We start from the raw sequence: 15,119 nt of genomic DNA, 5'->3' as shown, positions 1-15,119 counted from the left end.
TGTTCCAGAACCATTCGCACAGCCCGCTCACGAACTTCAGGCGAGTACCTTGGACACTTCTTCTTCGTGTTTTCCATAGCTCCATTTTCTCAAGAAGTGGAGCCTCCGGAAATCCCGGGGCGGTTCACGGCTGCACGATTCGTGCAGGCGATATTGGGGGGACTGCAACGAGTTGACCAGCTTTTCCTGTTGATTCAGGCGGCCTACAACCTGACTCACATGCGCACGCTCGCGGCGAAAGCGGCATAGGCTAGACAGGCGGCGAGGAAATGGCATTGCGTCCACCTGAATAAAAGGCTTCGAGCATTAAATCGACATCAACCAAACCGGCGCAGCGACTCAATGAAACAGAGTGCTCAACACTGGCGAGGTGCTTTTCAACAGCCTGCTAGACGAGCCCCGGGTTTGCAGACTGACGGACACGTCAGCGTCGGATAGAATCTCTTCCGTGGGGTGCGGACAGAAATCTGGATTGGTTCACTCGGCAATTCCGGACTTCGCCGGTGTTCGAGGGAGCTTAGACGGTGTTAGAAACGAGCGAGCCTTGACGCGACCAGCGTCTCCAGCCCCAGTGGTGGCCGGATTGTGTCGCAGACCAAGACAACCCATGAGGTTTTTCGCCAATCCGCAGCGTGATGATGCGCTGATTTGGGGTTCGCCTTCAGAGCTTGGCGAAGCTCCACCATTGGGCCAGGGTCGAACGCGTCGACTGTCTCCGGTGTGGGCATGAGGCACAGATCCAAGGTGCTCACCGCGTATTCCCAAGATTGGAGGGATTTCAGTGTCAACTTGGGACGACGAACCTGTCGACGTGCTTCATCAGCGGCCAGTCACTCAGCACTGCTGCCATCGCAGCATCGTGCGGCCGGAGGAGCAGCAGGAGACCATGTTCAGGGCGGCCGCCCCAAGCCTCAACCTCCATGAGGAGCGCCCGCAGGTTCGCGAGCGCGCTTTCGACGTCGATCGCCGCCACCGCGTCTTCCAGGCACACCACAAGTGAGCACAATTCTGAGATCTTGGTGCCGAAAACCACGTCCAGCATGTCACCGCGGGTAGCCGGCATGTACAGAGTCGCCCCGAGGGCGAACGTAGAAATGTCGCCCCTCAGTTGGGACTCCGTGTGATTGTCGCGGCACGATACGGACCCAGGTCCGCGCCAGCCTCCTCTACGGTCACGCCCGCGCGGTCAGTGAGATGCATTAACAATTGCACGTCGCTGTCGTTGCTATCACGTACCAGAACGTGATCGGGCACACGACGCAGAACAGCTCTGGTTGCCTCAGCGATACCCGGCTTCACGCGATTCAAGTTGAAAGTGCCAAAACGCGTTGCCAGTGAGGACACCACGTGATCAGCGGACGCTTGGAGCTCCAATCGCTGTTCGTCGGTCCATGGAGTTGCGGGATAAACTTCGCCCAGCGCCCCACGTTCGGCCTCGATCGTATCGATGAACTCTCGGGTTACGTCATGCTTAGGCAGGTGGTCGTATGTCACGCAACCATGAAGCCCACCTTGAGTCGGCCAGATGGTGCGGGATACGAGGCCCGACACGGTTGCACCGAGGATGCCGGACGGAATTACCCAGTCCTCTGCAGAGCCAGCCAGCCAAGCGCGGCCGCAGGGGTCTGCTAGAACAACGAGGCGAGGCTCTGCTGGGAAGCGCTTGTCGTCGTCCAAGGTCCGCTTGAGCTCATCGGAGATTGCGCCTTTGCCGGTCCAACCATCCACGAAGGCGATCTTTTCGGCCCCATGCAGCTGGATGATGGCTTCCAGAGCCACCATGTCGATCCCGCGATCGCGAATGATGCTGACACCGTAGTGGTGAGTATCGCGGCCCATTTCGACGAGTGCCCGGCGCAGCAGGACACCGAGGGGCACGCCTGCGCGAACAAATGAAACCAGGGCGATGCTCGGCCCGGTGTAAGCGGCACTCAATGCCAATGCCAAGGCCTGAACATTGGAAGCCATACGAGCGCCGTTCCGCGCCAAGGCATGGGTGTAGAGACCCTTGTGCACGTCGGTAGGAGCCTGCTCGAAGCTTATTATCTCAGAGTAGTGCTTCCGGTTCGTCTGAATCAGAAGCTCCTTTTCCTCAACGGTAGTGAAGCTCATCTGCACGCGTTGCAAAAGGAAATGCACATCTTCAGGGGCGTAGCTGCCGCTGCCGACGGTGCTCAGGGTGGCGAGAGGATTACTCATTGATGAGCCCCTTCACTACTGTTGCCAGTTGACTGCGCGCCGGCGTTGACCACATGTGACAGAGGTCCATGAACCCCAGGTCGGAGATGCTGTCACCGAAGCCCAGGACCGGCCGCTCGCCGTGGACTTCACGATCGCGGCGCAACCATTCTTGAACGGCGAAGCGTTTTTCCAAACCCGCAGGCAGGAGGGCGAGGTTGTTTCCATTAACGTGGGTGTGCATGCATTCCAACATGCTTCGAGATTGAACTTCGGTCAGCAACTCGGTGAGCACCGAGTCGTTGGACTCGTTGTGTTTGGTCAGCACGTAGTGGCGCAGACCTTTCTCTTCAACTACCCAACTGCGCAGGGAGTAGCCCAGTTCTTTGCCGATTTGCAGGGTGGCCTCCCTCAGTGTCGACAGCCGGTCTTGAAAGGTCCGGAGCGACTCGGCCATCTGTGCGTGCCAGGGCTGGTCAAGCGATCCGTCAGGGCGGAGCATCACGCCTCCATGGGAGCAGATTGCACCTTCGGTGAAAGGAAGCTTGACGCGGTTGTAGGCCTCCACGCTACGTGCGGTTACCGGAACGACGTCGGCCGAGGCCAGCAGCCAGTTCAGGAAGAAGTTCTGGACCGGGTTCATATACCCGTTGGGCTGTCCATGCACGTCTAGGGTGGCGATGATTCGTGGGGTGTCATCCGCCATCTTACTTGCGGTCTGGAACAGGGTGTCGTCGAGGTCGACGAATATCAGCGGACGATTACTGCTCATCGAAAATTATCTCCGCATTCAGGACATCAACCAGTTCTGCAGGGAGCGCTTGCGCCGGGGTTTCGGTGCAGATAAGAACTCGGTCGAATTCACCGGGCTTCACGTTGTAGAGGAAGTTCGGAATACCGAGGCCATAGTTGTCAGGAAACGACAGCGCGTGCTCGATGGCGTGGCCTATGGCTATAGGGGACCTGGTGGTAGCGCTGAAGTAGACGTCTGCCCCGGCTCGCTCCGCGCGCTCTGCCAGCAGGAAGGGACGCCAGACGAACTCACCGGTACCCACTACGACGACTTTCTCGCCGGGATGGATTTGAATGTTCGGTGCGAGCGTGTCGTCCACGTGGCGAACGCCTAAGCGCCCCCAGTCATTGCGGGGCGAGAGAGGCCATCCGCCTATAGAAACGGCGCCGACACCTAGCATATCCGGCAGAGGCGCGGACTGATCTTCGTGGAACTGATACGAGCCGCTCAGCAAGGATACGGCGGTGGTCGACTCTCCGATGGCCTTACGCACAGCACCCCCAGACCAGTCCGTCAGGACACACGTGACCACTCGCTCGATCTTGTTCAGGCCGGCTTCGATTAGTGCGCGGTGCAGGTTGAGAAAGGTCTTGCCGGTCGAAGCCTCATCGTCCACCAAGATTAAAGATCGGGCCTGGAGCATCAAATCACGAACCTCGGGATCGACTGGCAGGTGGATTAAATGGGTGCTGGCATGACTGTGCTCTTCCTCGAATCGAGAAAAGAGGTCGGTACCCAAAGGATGACGGGTACTGGTGAGGTACACGCTGTCGGAACGCGTGGCACTGTAAGCACGGTGCACGCCGGCACCGAGGCCAACTGCGGCTTCGGCCACGCCTATTACCAGCACTGGGCCGGGCAGGTCCGCTGGGATCTCGCTGACGAGGCTCTCGAAACTGGCAGCCATGATCGATGGCCGCGTCGGCACGAGTCGTCCCAGAACTTTTGACACGAAGAGGAATGCCCGCTTAGGATTCCGGCGCTCTGCGAAACCGAACAGGGTAGCCGCGGGCAAGGCGGCGGCGTCGACTTTGACCTCGAGAAGTCCCCGCTTAAGTTGAGCGCGTAGGAACGTCGGTACTACATTGCTGTCCATGAACTGCTTCCTTGCGAAACGCTGATCAATGAGCCGATTGCCGATTGCTGATTGCCGATTGCCGATTGCCGATTGCCGATTGCCGATTGCCGATTGCCGATTGCCGATTGCCGATTGCCGATTGCCGATTGCCGATGGCTTGGCGGTGCGACTCGCGGCTTTTAAAAACAGGACGGTCGTCGACGGCTGATTCTAAGCATCCGTGCGGGTGTATTTCCGGGGCACGGCTCTTTTCGACATTCTTCGTCGACGGCGGTGTCGCGAAGATCGTGGCATCCACCGGCGTGCCTTCTTTCATCCCCGCGCTCGCATAGCGCGATCCCGATCTCATCGAACAGCTTTCGCGTCAACTCATGCTGCGACCAACAGCCGCCGAAACTTCACAGCGTGGCGGCATTCGGTAGGTTCTCGCGCGCCAAGTCGATGCCCGGGAACGCGCGCATCGCGAAACTGTCGTTCAGCGCGTCTTCAAGGACTTCATCCGTCAGGCCGTACCACTGTTCAAGAAAGTAGATCCGCAGCATCCGCTCAAGTCCCATCGGCGGGCGGCCCCATTCGCCTTTCGGGTAGTACGGCCCGGTCGCCAACAGCAAGCGCTCCCACGGTACCACTTTCTCCATCTCTGCAAGGAAACGCTGACGCCTGATCACTCGCTTCTTGTCCAGACCTCCTGCTTCTGAAAAACCGAGCTACCGCTTCATGATCGTGGGACCGTTTCGTGAGCCTCTTACTACAACGTCTTCGTCCTCGTCACCGACGACCGCGTAGCCGATTGGTCAGCCTTTCCCAAGTTTGATGCGAGGTCGAGGACCTAACAGGCTGTCGAAAATCGCCTCGTTTTGACAACCGCGGCAATGTTTAAAGGGATTTCGTATGCAATTCGTCGCTGAGTTGCACATGGATCGTCCGGGGCACACCACAGGCGAGTGAGCCAGCCGGCGCGTTTTCGCCCGGTGGCCGCGTCCGGCGACTCATTGCGCTGCTCCTCGCGGCACGGCCATCAGTATTCGGGCCATTCCGGTCAGGTTGCTCGCCAGCATGGTCAGTCTGAAGTGCTGGTGACCCGCTTGATGCCTCGATAGTTGGTCTGCCGAATTCTGCCAATGGTCTTGCCCCAACCGGAGTACTCTTCGATGCGTTTAAGTTTCACCTGGCTGATGCCGTAACCGGCGTGCCGCGAAGCGCGCCCATCAATCGCGCTTCCGTCTCGATGAGCAACGTTGCGCGCCACATGGGGCGTCACGTTGCGCGTCCGGCAATCACGAACAGAGTCGCACATGTCGTAAGCCTTGTCGGTCCCAACAGGATTTGGCCGCGAAAAGGACACAGTCATAGCAAAGCGCGATATCATAGGATTGCTTATTTCGCCAGCGAGTAGAATTGTTCAGGCATTTGTTCTGGCAGACCTTGATCGGCGTCTCGCGTTCGGCGGTGAGCGCTTGTAGCGCCGCCAGATTTGATCCGCTTTTATCAATCGTCACAGTCTACGGTTCACCGTTCAGAGTCATCGCCTTTTCGAAGTGTCTCCGGGCCGCAGCCTTGTCACGACGGGCTCGCAGAAGGAAAGCGATCGTGTTGCCAGCCTTGTCCGCGGCGCGGTACAAATAATATTTCCACTCGCTCCTCACGCGAATGTACGTTTCGTCCATGCCCCAACTCCTGCCGCCCGCCGGCTTGCAGCGCCGAAACGGCTTCTCTAGAACCGGCAACAGTTTGAGTGTCCAGCGATGCACAGTCGGATGGCGAACCGAAATTCCTCGTTCGCCATTCGTCTGTTCGAGGTGACGCAGACTCAGCGGATACGCAGCGTACCGGCGCACGCAGAGAAGGATTACGTCAAGCGGATAATGTAGGCTCTTGAGCACCTTCGCGACCGCGCGATTCAGGTTCTGCTTCATCGGTCAGATCATCCGTCTTCGGGGCCTCCACATGGCAGGTCCCTTATTGGGACAAAACCTTGGTCATTTCTTTAGTCGGACGCCGATGCCCATGCACGTTCACCATGCCCCGCGACGGCCCCAACTACCAACCACTTTAACTGCTTGATCACTTCATTCTGATGGCTCATCGATCGGATCGAACTTCATCACTGGATGAGCTTCGTAGCCCTGAAAACACCCACCGAAACGGCGTCCACTCGGATCGTTGAAGGTGTGACCGGGCAATCCTAACGGCAGTTCATCTCTGCTACAAGCATAACTTGCTTAAGCCGGCATAAGCAGAATTTATGTGGCAAGGAAAAGTGAGCTGCTTGGATATAAGCCGAATTTATTTCATATTCCTAATCGCGCAAAATAGAATAGGGCCCAGCCTCGGCCCACCGCAGTATTGTGCCGGGCCGGGGTGCCTTGGTCCTTCTGAAGGAGGCTGGCAGTTGGGCGCGTCGGGTAGATTGACAGGAACGCACTGCCGCAAGGGGGGAGGAGGCAACGTAGCGTCGAAAGGGTGTTGGCCGCTCCGAGCCCCGAAGCTGATCATTAGGCCATCAGGCTGGTGGTGCTATTTGAAAGCGCGGTTTTGTAGACAAGCCGGCGGTTGGCGTGACGAGGCGTAGACGGTCGATGCGCTGCTGCACCCCCTCCTGCAATGGCTAATGCACATCGTTATTTCGGGATGGCGATTCATCAGCATTGGCGATCCACAAAAAGGCGGCCGTTGACAAAAGGGTGGCGATCTGATTGCCGCTTGACGCGCGCAACGACGGGTAGGCGACACCGCTCAACAATTGTCCAGGAGAGGTACCTGAACAACATAGCGTCACGTGAGACCGCTGCGCCATCAAACGCATCATCAAGCTGATGTTCGCTTCAGGAATTTTTGGATCTGATGCGTCGTTCTGTCGGGCACATAGAGATCATGTACATGAGTCGAAAAAGGGTAAGTATGCGACGCTTGCAATTCAAGAGTTCCAGTCGAATAGTGCTATTCCGGGGCCACGCAACAGAAATTTCTGGTTCTGTGTGATCGCTTTTGACGCTAGCCCTAGCGGGATGCGATGCGACTGCTGACGTGATCCGTGCGGCTCCGAGAAAATGTATTGATCCGTAAGTAACGCTTGGTCGAGAACACGATGAATGCTGTCAAATGTCGCGTCGACACTCGGCGAAAAAAAGAACGCGCGGACTTTTGGAATATGTGGATTTTGGCTGAAGCTTGCGTGCATATCGGGCAAAACGGATGGGAGCCCGTTATCAGTTGAGCAATACAAAGAGAGGGACATCCATGAATGGCATCAATCAGTCGTCCGCTTCGGTCGCGGCACTGCCGTCCGCTGTCCGCGTGGCTGGACAGCCTAAATTCGCAACGGAGATAGTTGCTGAACCGCTGACAGGCGGGCAGTTTACCTTTGGAAAGAACGACGAAAGCGCTGTTCGAATCGCGGTTCAAGATGTGAACAGAGCATCAGCAGCGGCAAATCGTCGCTCGGTTGCGTTCGAAGTGCTATCGGAGGATGACGCAGTGGGTCGGGAACCGGGCGCGTACTCCGTTCAGAAACTCGTCTATTCGGGAGACGCGACGGCGATCGGCCGCAGTATTTCTGGCGTGATTTCGTGACAGTGCACAAGCAGATGCAATTCTCGACCATGATCGGGAAGTCGCATTCGATCGGACAGGCGACTGGATCGACGCACATGTGACGGTCTGTGCGATTTGGGGCGATAGCCGCCATCGCACTCGATTATTTTTTGACAGGTAACGGACATCATCGCACTGTCCGTTACCCCGTATCAACCCGTAGGCGGTCAACTGGAGTAAGAGAGACATGGACATTCTGGTCCAACAAATCATGAATGGACTGGTGCTTGGCAGTGTCTACGCTATCATCGCACTGGGCTATACGATGGTTTACGGCATTCTGGGCATCATCAACTTCGCTCACGGCGACGTGTTGATGGTGGGCGCGATGGTTGCGCTCTCCGCCATAGGTGTGCTGCAGAACCACTTTCCCGGCCTCGGCAACGTGCTGACGCTGGTCATCGCGTTGCTCATCGCGGCGGCGGTCTGCGCGGTGGTCGGCTACACGATCGAGCGCGTGGCCTACCGGCCGTTGCGCCGCGCACCGCGTCTCGCGCCGCTGATCACCGCGATCGGTGTGTCGATTCTGCTGCAGACGCTCGCGATGATGATCTGGTCGCGCAATCCGCTGCCGTTCCCGCAGCTGTTGCCCACCGACCCGATCAACGTGATCAAGGCCACCGACACGACGCCCGGCGCCGTGATCTCGATGACCGAAATCGTGATCATCGTGGTGGCGTTCGTCGTGATGGGCGGCCTGCTGCTGCTCGTGCACAAGACCAGGCTCGGCCGCGCGATGCGCGCGATCGCCGAGAATCCGAACGTCGCGAGCCTGATGGGTGTGAGCCCGAACTTCGTGATTTCGGCGACCTTCATGATCGGCTCGGCGCTGGCTGCGCTCGCCGGCGTGATGATCGCGTCCGAATACGGCAACGCGCACTTCTACATGGGCTTCATCCCTGGCCTGAAGGCCTTTACCGCGGCGGTGCTCGGCGGTATCGGCAATCTCGGCGGCGCGATGGTCGGCGGCGTGCTGCTCGGCCTGATCGAGCAGTTGGGCGCCGGCTATATCGGCAACCTCACGGGCGGCGTGTTCGGTAGTAACTACCAGGACGTGTTCGCGTTCATCGTGCTGATCGTCGTGCTCGTGTTCCGTCCGTCGGGTCTGCTCGGCGAACGTGTCGCGGATCGCGCCTGATCCCGGGCCACAAGGAGTCAACAATCATGACCTCAATTCAACCGATCGAGCCGTCCACAACGCTCATCCCCGAAAAGAACCGCACGAAGACGCTGACCATCGGCATCCTTACGACGATCTTCGTGATCGCTGCGCCGATGATCATCGGCGCGGCGGGCGGCAACTACTGGGTCCGCGTGCTCGACTTCGCGATGCTGTACGTGATGCTCGCGCTGGGCCTGAACGTGGTGGTGGGCTTTGCCGGCCTGCTCGACCTGGGCTACATCGCGTTCTACGCGATCGGTGCCTACACGGCCGCGCTGCTCAGTTCGCCGCACCTGTCGACGCAATTCGAATGGATCGCGGCGCTCGCGCCGCACGGTTTGAACGTGCCGATCTGGATCATCGTGCCGATCGCGATGTCGCTGGCCGCGATGTTCGGGATTCTGCTCGGCGCGCCGACGCTGCGTCTGCGTGGCGACTACCTGGCGATCGTGACCCTCGGCTTCGGGGAAATCGTGCGGATCTTCATGAACAACCTCGACCGTCCGGTAAACATCACCAACGGTCCGAAGGGGATCACCGGGATCGCTCCGGTGCAGATCGGCGGCTTCAGCTTCGCGCAGTCGCACTCGCTGTTCGGCATGCAGTTCCCGGCGGTGTACCTGTACTACTACCTGTTCGTGCTGTGTGCGCTGTTCGTGATCTGGACGTGTACGCGTCTGCAGCATTCGCGTATCGGCCGCGCGTGGGCCGCGATCCGCGAAGATGAAATTGCCGCCAAGGCGATGGGCATCAACACCCGCAACGTGAAGCTGCTCGCGTTCGCGATGGGCGCGTCGTTCGGCGGCTTGTCGGGCGCGATGTTCGGTGCGTTCCAGGGCTTCGTGTCGCCGGAATCGTTCACGTTCTGGGAATCGGTCGTGGTGCTCGCCTGTGTGGTGCTCGGCGGCATGGGCCACATTCCGGGCGTGATCCTCGGCGCGGTGCTGCTCGCGGTGTTCCCCGAGTTCCTGCGCTCCACTATGGGTCCGCTGCAGAACATGATCTTCGGCCATGAAGTCGTCGATACCGAAGTGATCCGCCAGCTGCTGTACGGTCTCGCGATGGTCGTGATCATGCTGTATCGCTCGGAAGGCCTGTGGCCGGCGCCGAAGCACGAAGACAAGATTGCGAAGCTGGCAAAGCGTAGCGGCAAGAAGCCGGTGCGCGCATAAGGTCCGGTGGAGAAAAAGACATGAGCGATAACGTAAGCAACAACGCGGCGATCCGTCTGTCGGTGAAGGGCGTCAACAAGCGCTTCGGCGGTTTGCAGGCGCTTTCCGAGGTCGGCCTGCAGATCCGCGCGGGCGAAATCTACGGTCTGATCGGCCCGAACGGCGCCGGCAAGACGACCTTCTTCAACGTGATCACGGGTCTGTACACGCCGGATTCGGGCGAGTTCAAGCTCGACGGCGAGAACTACACGCCGACCGCGGTCTATCAGGTCGCGAAGGCGGGCATCGCGCGCACGTTCCAGAACATTCGCCTGTTCGGCGGCATGACCGCGCTCGAAAACGTGATGGTCGGCCGTCATGTGCGCACCAAGCACGGTCTGCTGGGCGCGGTGTTCCAGACGCCGGCCGAACGCAAGGAAGAGCGGGAAATCAAGGAGCGCGCGCTCGAACTGCTCGACTACGTCGGCATCACGCAATACGCGGACTACACGTCGCGCAACCTGTCGTATGGTCACCAGCGGCGCCTCGAAATCGCCCGTGCGCTGGCGACCGATCCGAAGCTGCTCGCGCTCGACGAACCGGCGGCCGGCATGAACGCCACCGAGAAGGTCGAGCTGACCAAGCTGCTCGACAAGATCCGCGCGGACGGCAAGACGATTCTGCTGATCGAACACGACGTGAAGCTCGTGATGGGCCTGTGCAACCAGATGACGGTGCTCGACTATGGCAAGGTGATCGCACAGGGTCTGCCGCAGGACGTGCAGAAAGACGCGAAGGTGATCGAAGCTTATCTGGGTGCGGGGGTGCACTGATGTCCACGACGCAAGCAATGTTGAAAATCAAGGGCCTGCAGGTCAACTACGGTGGCATCCAGGCGGTCAAGGGTGTCGACCTCGAGGTCGGGCAGGGCGAACTCGTCACGCTGATCGGCGCGAACGGCGCGGGCAAGACCACGACGATGAAGGCGATCACGGGCCTGAAGGCGTATGCGGCCGGCGATATCGAGTACATGGGCCAGTCGATCAAAGGCCTGCCCGCGCACGAGCTGCTCAAGCGCGGTCTCGCGATGGTGCCGGAAGGTCGCGGCATCTTCGCGCGCATGTCGATCGTCGAGAACATGCAGATGGGCGCGTATCTGCGCAACGATGTCGACGGTATCAAGTCGGACGTCGAGCGCATGTTCGGCTTCTTCCCGCGTCTGAAGGAGCGCGCGTCGCAGTACGCGGGCACGCTGTCGGGCGGTGAGCAGCAGATGCTCGCGATGGCGCGCGCAATCATCTCGCGGCCGAAACTGTTGCTGCTCGACGAACCGTCGATGGGCCTCTCGCCGATCATGGTCGAGAAGATCTTCGAAGTGGTGCGCTCGATTTCCGCCGAAGGTATGACCGTTCTGCTCGTCGAGCAGAACGCGCGTCTCGCGCTGCAGGCGGCCAATCGTGGCTACGTGATGGACTCCGGTCTGATCACGATGTCGGGCGACGCGAAACAGATGCTCGACGATCCGAAGGTTCGGGCCGCCTACCTCGGAGAATAATGCTGTTGTGTGATACTGGCTATGGTAAGTCGGGTCCCGGCTTCCCGAACGATCCGCCGATGCCGAGGTCACGCTGATCAAAAAGCGCGCTTGGCACGTTAGATCATTTACAGGCATCTACCACTATGGCTATAACTCGCACCATCGCTTTAAGGTCGACAGTGCCTAAGCGGGATCACTTTCCGCACCGGTGTTGCGCGGTAGGTTCGATCCAGACGCGTTCAATCTGGATATTACAAATCAGCGGACGTCTAGTGCGACTGCCAATGGGCCCTTAAGAGCGACGTTTACGCAATACAAGCGTTTCCGGAATGTCGTTGGAGCAGTTACGGAATCGTATGGGGCAGAGCACTCTGCGTACTTGCCGGAGCTGGTCAGATACCACGACTATTCGATGATTTTGTTCGGCCGCTTGTTCTGTCGTGCGCGGGCCGGCATCGAGCGCAACCGGATGGTGCTCTAGGATTCTTCCCGGTTCATCCTTCTGTCCGCTCGCCTTCTCGAAGTAACATCGCGCGGCGGTCTTGTCGCGATGGGCACACGCAGCAGGAGATCGACTGTTTTACCCCCTGTCGACCGAGTAGCACAGGTACTTCTTACTGTCTCTTGGTAGGCGGAAGTCTCTTCGGCGGGTTGTGCGTCTTCTACATCATGCATGATGTACGATTCGATTCGAACGATGCTATTCGCGCGCTTAACTCGACTGGACCGATCCAGCATCGACTTTCTGTCGTGGCCACGTATTCACGAGTTCCGTGCTTATTGTAAGAGAAGGTTGCATAAGGACTGCTGAACGCGCTGAAGAGTCTTCCAGCAGATTGAGCAACAGCCGAGTTTGAGGAACGTTTCGTGAATAGCAGCGCGACGTTCGAAGCGAATAGCAGACGACGGAAATGATGCGGTCGGGCATGCGTACGCTCGGCAACCCGACGGACTTTCCTAGGTCCACTGCGATGCGGGTGACCACGCCGCGCGATGCAAGTGGGAATAGTGCGCGCGCGAAGAGCGCGTCGTATTTGTCGTGGTCGTAACCCCGTTCGGCATTGGCGCGGCGAGGGACGGCTCAAAGGCCGCCTGCGCCTGCCGCCGATCGGCACGATGGCCTCAATCAGCGGGACTAGTACAACATCCGTCAATTGGCTTTAGTAATTATCGGGTTGCAAGTAAGGCTGCAGGAGCGTGACGATGACCTCAGTCATTTCGTCGAGTGAGCCTGTACCGGCAGCGGCTCCCATCGGCCGGTGTGGCTGCGAAAGGCGGCACTATAACGATTGCGGCCGAGCTCGGTAAGGCGCGCCACAACAGTCGGTTCCTCATCATCGATGAATGATCAGCAGGTGCCGCCCGTAGGCTTGTGTGACGATCTGCTCATGACCGAGCAAGCTGCGCAGTTGACGCTGAAGTTCGGCCGCGTAATGTTTAGTGGGGATGGCTGGCATGTCTGTCTCTCGATTACGATGCGCCAGTTTGCAGCGGATAGCCCCGGAAAGTCCATTTGAAGGTGCGTGCTGCCTGATTATTCTCGCGGATAAACTGCTCGGTACGCTCGCGCAGCTGCGCGGTGCCGGTATGGCTGGCATGGCGTAGCACTCGGCGCGTGTAGCGGGCAAACCAAAGTTCGATCTGATTGACCCAGCTCGCGTGCAGCGGGGTGAAGTGGAAGTGAAACCGTTCATCATACCGCTCGTTGAATGCCTGCCAAACGGCCTGAGCGCGATGCGTATTCAGGTTGTCGCAAATCTCAGGTGCACCCGTTTAGCCCGGGTGCGCAGCCGCCACGCGCTCCATGACGGCGACCAGATCGTCCTGGGTACGCCGCTCGCGGCAGTCTGCCAGCACCTCTCCGGTATGCACATCAAGCGCGGCAATCAGCGCTTGGGTGCCGTGGCGGATATATTCAAAACTCTCTTGCGCTCGATGGCTTGAATGCTAGTCTTCTCGTCGATGCTGAGTACCACCGCGTTTCGAGGGGCCTTGCGGTACAACTTGCAAATCACATTGACCTTCTCACGAAAGGCGGGATCCGAACGGTGAAGCCATTGCTTGACTCGGTGTGGGCGCACGTCGCCGGCCTGCAAGATTCGCTGCACATGGCTGCGGCTGATCTGTTCGACAATGCCGCGCTCGATCGCGCGCGCCACTATCCCGTCCAGCGTTGGCGTAACCCGTCCCTCGGGTTCGTGTGCTTCACATGCCAACGCAATCAACTGCAGTCGCGTTTCTTGCGTGATGCGTGGCGGACGGCCGCTACGCTCACTCTCGCGCAGGCCCTGCCCACCGTGCTGTGCGCTTGCGCCACGTGCAGACCGTCTGCACCGACACGCGCAGCTCCCGAGCGATCACCGTATTCGGGTGTCCTTCGTGCGCCCACAGCGCGATGCGCGCCCGCATCACATCTCGCTGAGCCGCGGTCTTTCGCTCGATCAGCGACAGGAGTTCTTCTCGTTCTTTTTTTTCCAACTTCACTGGCGCTGCATGACGACCTTGGCTCATCCCGACATGTTAGCCAACGCAATAATTCAATCAAGCTATTTACTGGATGTTGTACTAGTGGGGTGACGTGGCTACGATTGGCACCCGTCAGGATCGCCACGATGCGCGTGCCGTTGGAGGCGAGGTGATGCCTGGTCGTGCACGATCGGTGGGTTCGGACCAGTTCTTCGCCCGCCCCGATCGCACGAATCGAGGAGGAATCCACGACCACGCGCGAGAAGTCTATCTTGTCCACCGCTCGCAACCTCGGCAGCAGCATTGGGTGAAGTCGATCCTATACGCCGGCTTGTTGCCACTCACTGCCGCCGGAGCCGCATCAGGAAGGTGGTGTTGAGATCGCTGGACTGCCCAAGGGATGTAATCCGAAGAGAGTACAGCCAGCGCATGTTCAAGGCAGATTATTACCACGATATGCGGTCTGCTGTGCGACCACAACCGCCTTGGCTGCTTCGGCGGGCGTTTTGCGCGCACACAGACCATCAACCGGAACTCCATTCAGCATGATGACGTGACGCATCGGCAGAGATCGGTTGACATGGATTCAATTAGTCCCAATCCCGTCACAAGGAGTGCCGTCAGGGAGCCAACATTCCTGTGGCCGGAAGTCAGAGTTTACATCAGTGGCGTGGGCCGACAGTGCGAGCATCCCGATTACCATCACACAAGACATAAGTAACGTTGCTTTCATAATTCAACTCGTTCTCAAGGCGAGACAAGATTGCATTGTTGCAAGATCGTATCGACCAGCATCCACATGCGTGGCATGCGTGCCCGAACTTCGCACCGGCAAATCTAGGTTGAGCAGCACGATCGAAAAGCCAGAGCGAGGCACACGCTGCTTGGCCATGACGAAGTCTACTGAGAAGCACACTTTTGCACGTTGATCTGCGAAACGCAGCATCGACCCCTCGTCCGTCAGGACCAAGACTGCCAATGTGGTGAGCACCTCGTTGGGAGGCTTTGGTGCATGTCTCTTGGTCAGTCGGCAGCTGTCACTGACCGGCATATTCGAGCCATTCCGGGATCGGCGTAATCGAGCCACCGGATGATCGCCGCAATCGAGCCAGTGCATGATCGGCGCAATCGGGCCACTCGATGATCGGCGTATTGGAGCC

The 15,119-nt window shown here is 58.9% G+C and carries 10 protein-coding genes and 5 pseudogenes; 6 read left to right on the top strand and 9 right to left on the bottom strand.

All coding sequences use genetic code 11. The features are described from left to right. A pseudogene (locus tag AB3X86_RS36610) lies at positions 1-249 on the top strand (hypothetical protein); the annotation flags it as partial. Between the two features lie 535 nt (positions 250-784). Here AB3X86_RS36610 and AB3X86_RS36605 read toward each other — a convergent pair. From AB3X86_RS36605 to AB3X86_RS36575, 7 genes and pseudogenes are all read right to left on the bottom strand, one after another. Then, on the bottom strand, positions 785-1,042 hold the full coding sequence (locus tag AB3X86_RS36605; protein WP_368599722.1) for an HpcH/HpaI aldolase/citrate lyase family protein: 258 nt from the start codon (positions 1,040-1,042) through the stop codon (positions 785-787). 62 nt (positions 1,043-1,104) lie between these two features. Then, a complete protein-coding gene (locus AB3X86_RS36600) occupies positions 1,105-2,199 on the bottom strand; it encodes a cysteine protease StiP domain-containing protein (protein WP_368587819.1) in 1,095 nt (364 codons plus the stop codon). After that, positions 2,192-2,950, bottom strand: a complete 759-nt coding sequence (locus AB3X86_RS36595) for a trehalose phosphatase (RefSeq protein ID WP_368599721.1) — start codon at positions 2,948-2,950, stop codon at positions 2,192-2,194. Before AB3X86_RS36595 ends, AB3X86_RS36600 begins: the two co-directional genes overlap by 8 nt. After that, complete coding sequence (locus AB3X86_RS36590) at positions 2,940-4,067, bottom strand: phosphoribosyltransferase domain-containing protein (protein WP_368587817.1); 1,128 nt, start codon at positions 4,065-4,067, stop codon at positions 2,940-2,942. The genes AB3X86_RS36595 and AB3X86_RS36590 overlap by 11 nt, the downstream gene beginning before the upstream one ends. A gap of 208 nt (positions 4,068-4,275) precedes the next feature. Continuing rightward, a pseudogene (locus AB3X86_RS36585) lies at positions 4,276-4,732 on the bottom strand (transposase); the annotation flags it as partial. Positions 4,733-5,038: 306 nt separating this feature from the next. Continuing rightward, positions 5,039-5,370, bottom strand: a pseudogene (locus AB3X86_RS36580) (IS5/IS1182 family transposase); the annotation flags it as partial. A gap of 76 nt (positions 5,371-5,446) precedes the next feature. Beyond that, positions 5,447-5,965 (bottom strand): annotated as a pseudogene (locus AB3X86_RS36575) (IS6 family transposase); the annotation flags it as partial. Between the two features lie 1,324 nt (positions 5,966-7,289). Between AB3X86_RS36575 and AB3X86_RS36570 the strand changes: the two are divergent. From AB3X86_RS36570 to AB3X86_RS36550, 5 genes are all read left to right on the top strand, one after another. Then, positions 7,290-7,622, top strand: coding sequence for a hypothetical protein (locus tag AB3X86_RS36570; protein ID WP_035491685.1), 333 nt, complete (start codon positions 7,290-7,292; stop codon positions 7,620-7,622). Between the two features lie 208 nt (positions 7,623-7,830). Next, positions 7,831-8,781, top strand: coding sequence for a branched-chain amino acid ABC transporter permease (locus tag AB3X86_RS36565; protein ID WP_368599720.1), 951 nt, complete (start codon positions 7,831-7,833; stop codon positions 8,779-8,781). 26 nt (positions 8,782-8,807) lie between these two features. Beyond that, positions 8,808-9,977, top strand: coding sequence for an ABC transporter ATP-binding protein (locus AB3X86_RS36560; RefSeq protein ID WP_176105254.1), 1,170 nt, complete (start codon positions 8,808-8,810; stop codon positions 9,975-9,977). A gap of 20 nt (positions 9,978-9,997) precedes the next feature. Continuing rightward, the gene (locus AB3X86_RS36555) at positions 9,998-10,789 is read left to right on the top strand and encodes an ABC transporter ATP-binding protein (protein ID WP_152853905.1); all 792 of its coding nucleotides are present in this window, start codon (positions 9,998-10,000) and stop codon (positions 10,787-10,789) included. Next, on the top strand, positions 10,789-11,511 hold the full coding sequence (locus tag AB3X86_RS36550; RefSeq protein WP_013090284.1) for an ABC transporter ATP-binding protein: 723 nt from the start codon (positions 10,789-10,791) through the stop codon (positions 11,509-11,511). The genes AB3X86_RS36555 and AB3X86_RS36550 overlap by 1 nt, the downstream gene beginning before the upstream one ends. A gap of 1,316 nt (positions 11,512-12,827) precedes the next feature. Here the strand turns inward: AB3X86_RS36550 and AB3X86_RS36545 are convergent. Further along, on the bottom strand, positions 12,828-12,950 hold the full coding sequence (locus tag AB3X86_RS36545) for a hypothetical protein (RefSeq protein ID WP_260186047.1): 123 nt from the start codon (positions 12,948-12,950) through the stop codon (positions 12,828-12,830). Positions 12,951-12,963: 13 nt separating this feature from the next. Further along, a pseudogene (locus AB3X86_RS36540) lies at positions 12,964-14,004 on the bottom strand (IS630 family transposase). Between the last annotated feature and the right edge of the window lie 1,115 nt (positions 14,005-15,119).

Origin of the sequence: Paraburkholderia sp. BR14374, from assembly GCF_040948685.1 — a bacterium.
GTDB lineage: Bacteria > Pseudomonadota > Gammaproteobacteria > Burkholderiales > Burkholderiaceae > Paraburkholderia > Paraburkholderia youngii.
This window is presented reverse-complemented; position numbering and strand designations above follow the sequence as displayed.

Excerpts from the sequence above, each read along its gene's own strand:
- AB3X86_RS36550 (WP_013090284.1), top strand. The coding sequence starts at position 10,789 with ATGTCCACGACGCAAGCAATGTTGAAAATCAAGGGCCTGCAGGTCAAC.
- AB3X86_RS36565 (WP_368599720.1), top strand. The coding sequence starts at position 7,831 with ATGGACATTCTGGTCCAACAAATCATGAATGGACTGGTGCTTGGCAGT.
- AB3X86_RS36595 (WP_368599721.1), bottom strand. The coding sequence starts at position 2,950 with ATGAGCAGTAATCGTCCGCTGATATTCGTCGACCTCGACGACACCCTG.
- AB3X86_RS36605 (WP_368599722.1), bottom strand. The coding sequence starts at position 1,042 with ATGCTGGACGTGGTTTTCGGCACCAAGATCTCAGAATTGTGCTCACTT.
- AB3X86_RS36545 (WP_260186047.1), bottom strand. The coding sequence starts at position 12,950 with ATGCCAGCCATCCCCACTAAACATTACGCGGCCGAACTTCAGCGTCAA.
- AB3X86_RS36555 (WP_152853905.1), top strand. The coding sequence starts at position 9,998 with ATGAGCGATAACGTAAGCAACAACGCGGCGATCCGTCTGTCGGTGAAG.
- AB3X86_RS36600 (WP_368587819.1), bottom strand. The coding sequence starts at position 2,199 with ATGAGTAATCCTCTCGCCACCCTGAGCACCGTCGGCAGCGGCAGCTAC.
- AB3X86_RS36590 (WP_368587817.1), bottom strand. The coding sequence starts at position 4,067 with ATGGACAGCAATGTAGTACCGACGTTCCTACGCGCTCAACTTAAGCGG.
- AB3X86_RS36570 (WP_035491685.1), top strand. The coding sequence starts at position 7,290 with ATGAATGGCATCAATCAGTCGTCCGCTTCGGTCGCGGCACTGCCGTCC.
- AB3X86_RS36560 (WP_176105254.1), top strand. The coding sequence starts at position 8,808 with ATGACCTCAATTCAACCGATCGAGCCGTCCACAACGCTCATCCCCGAA.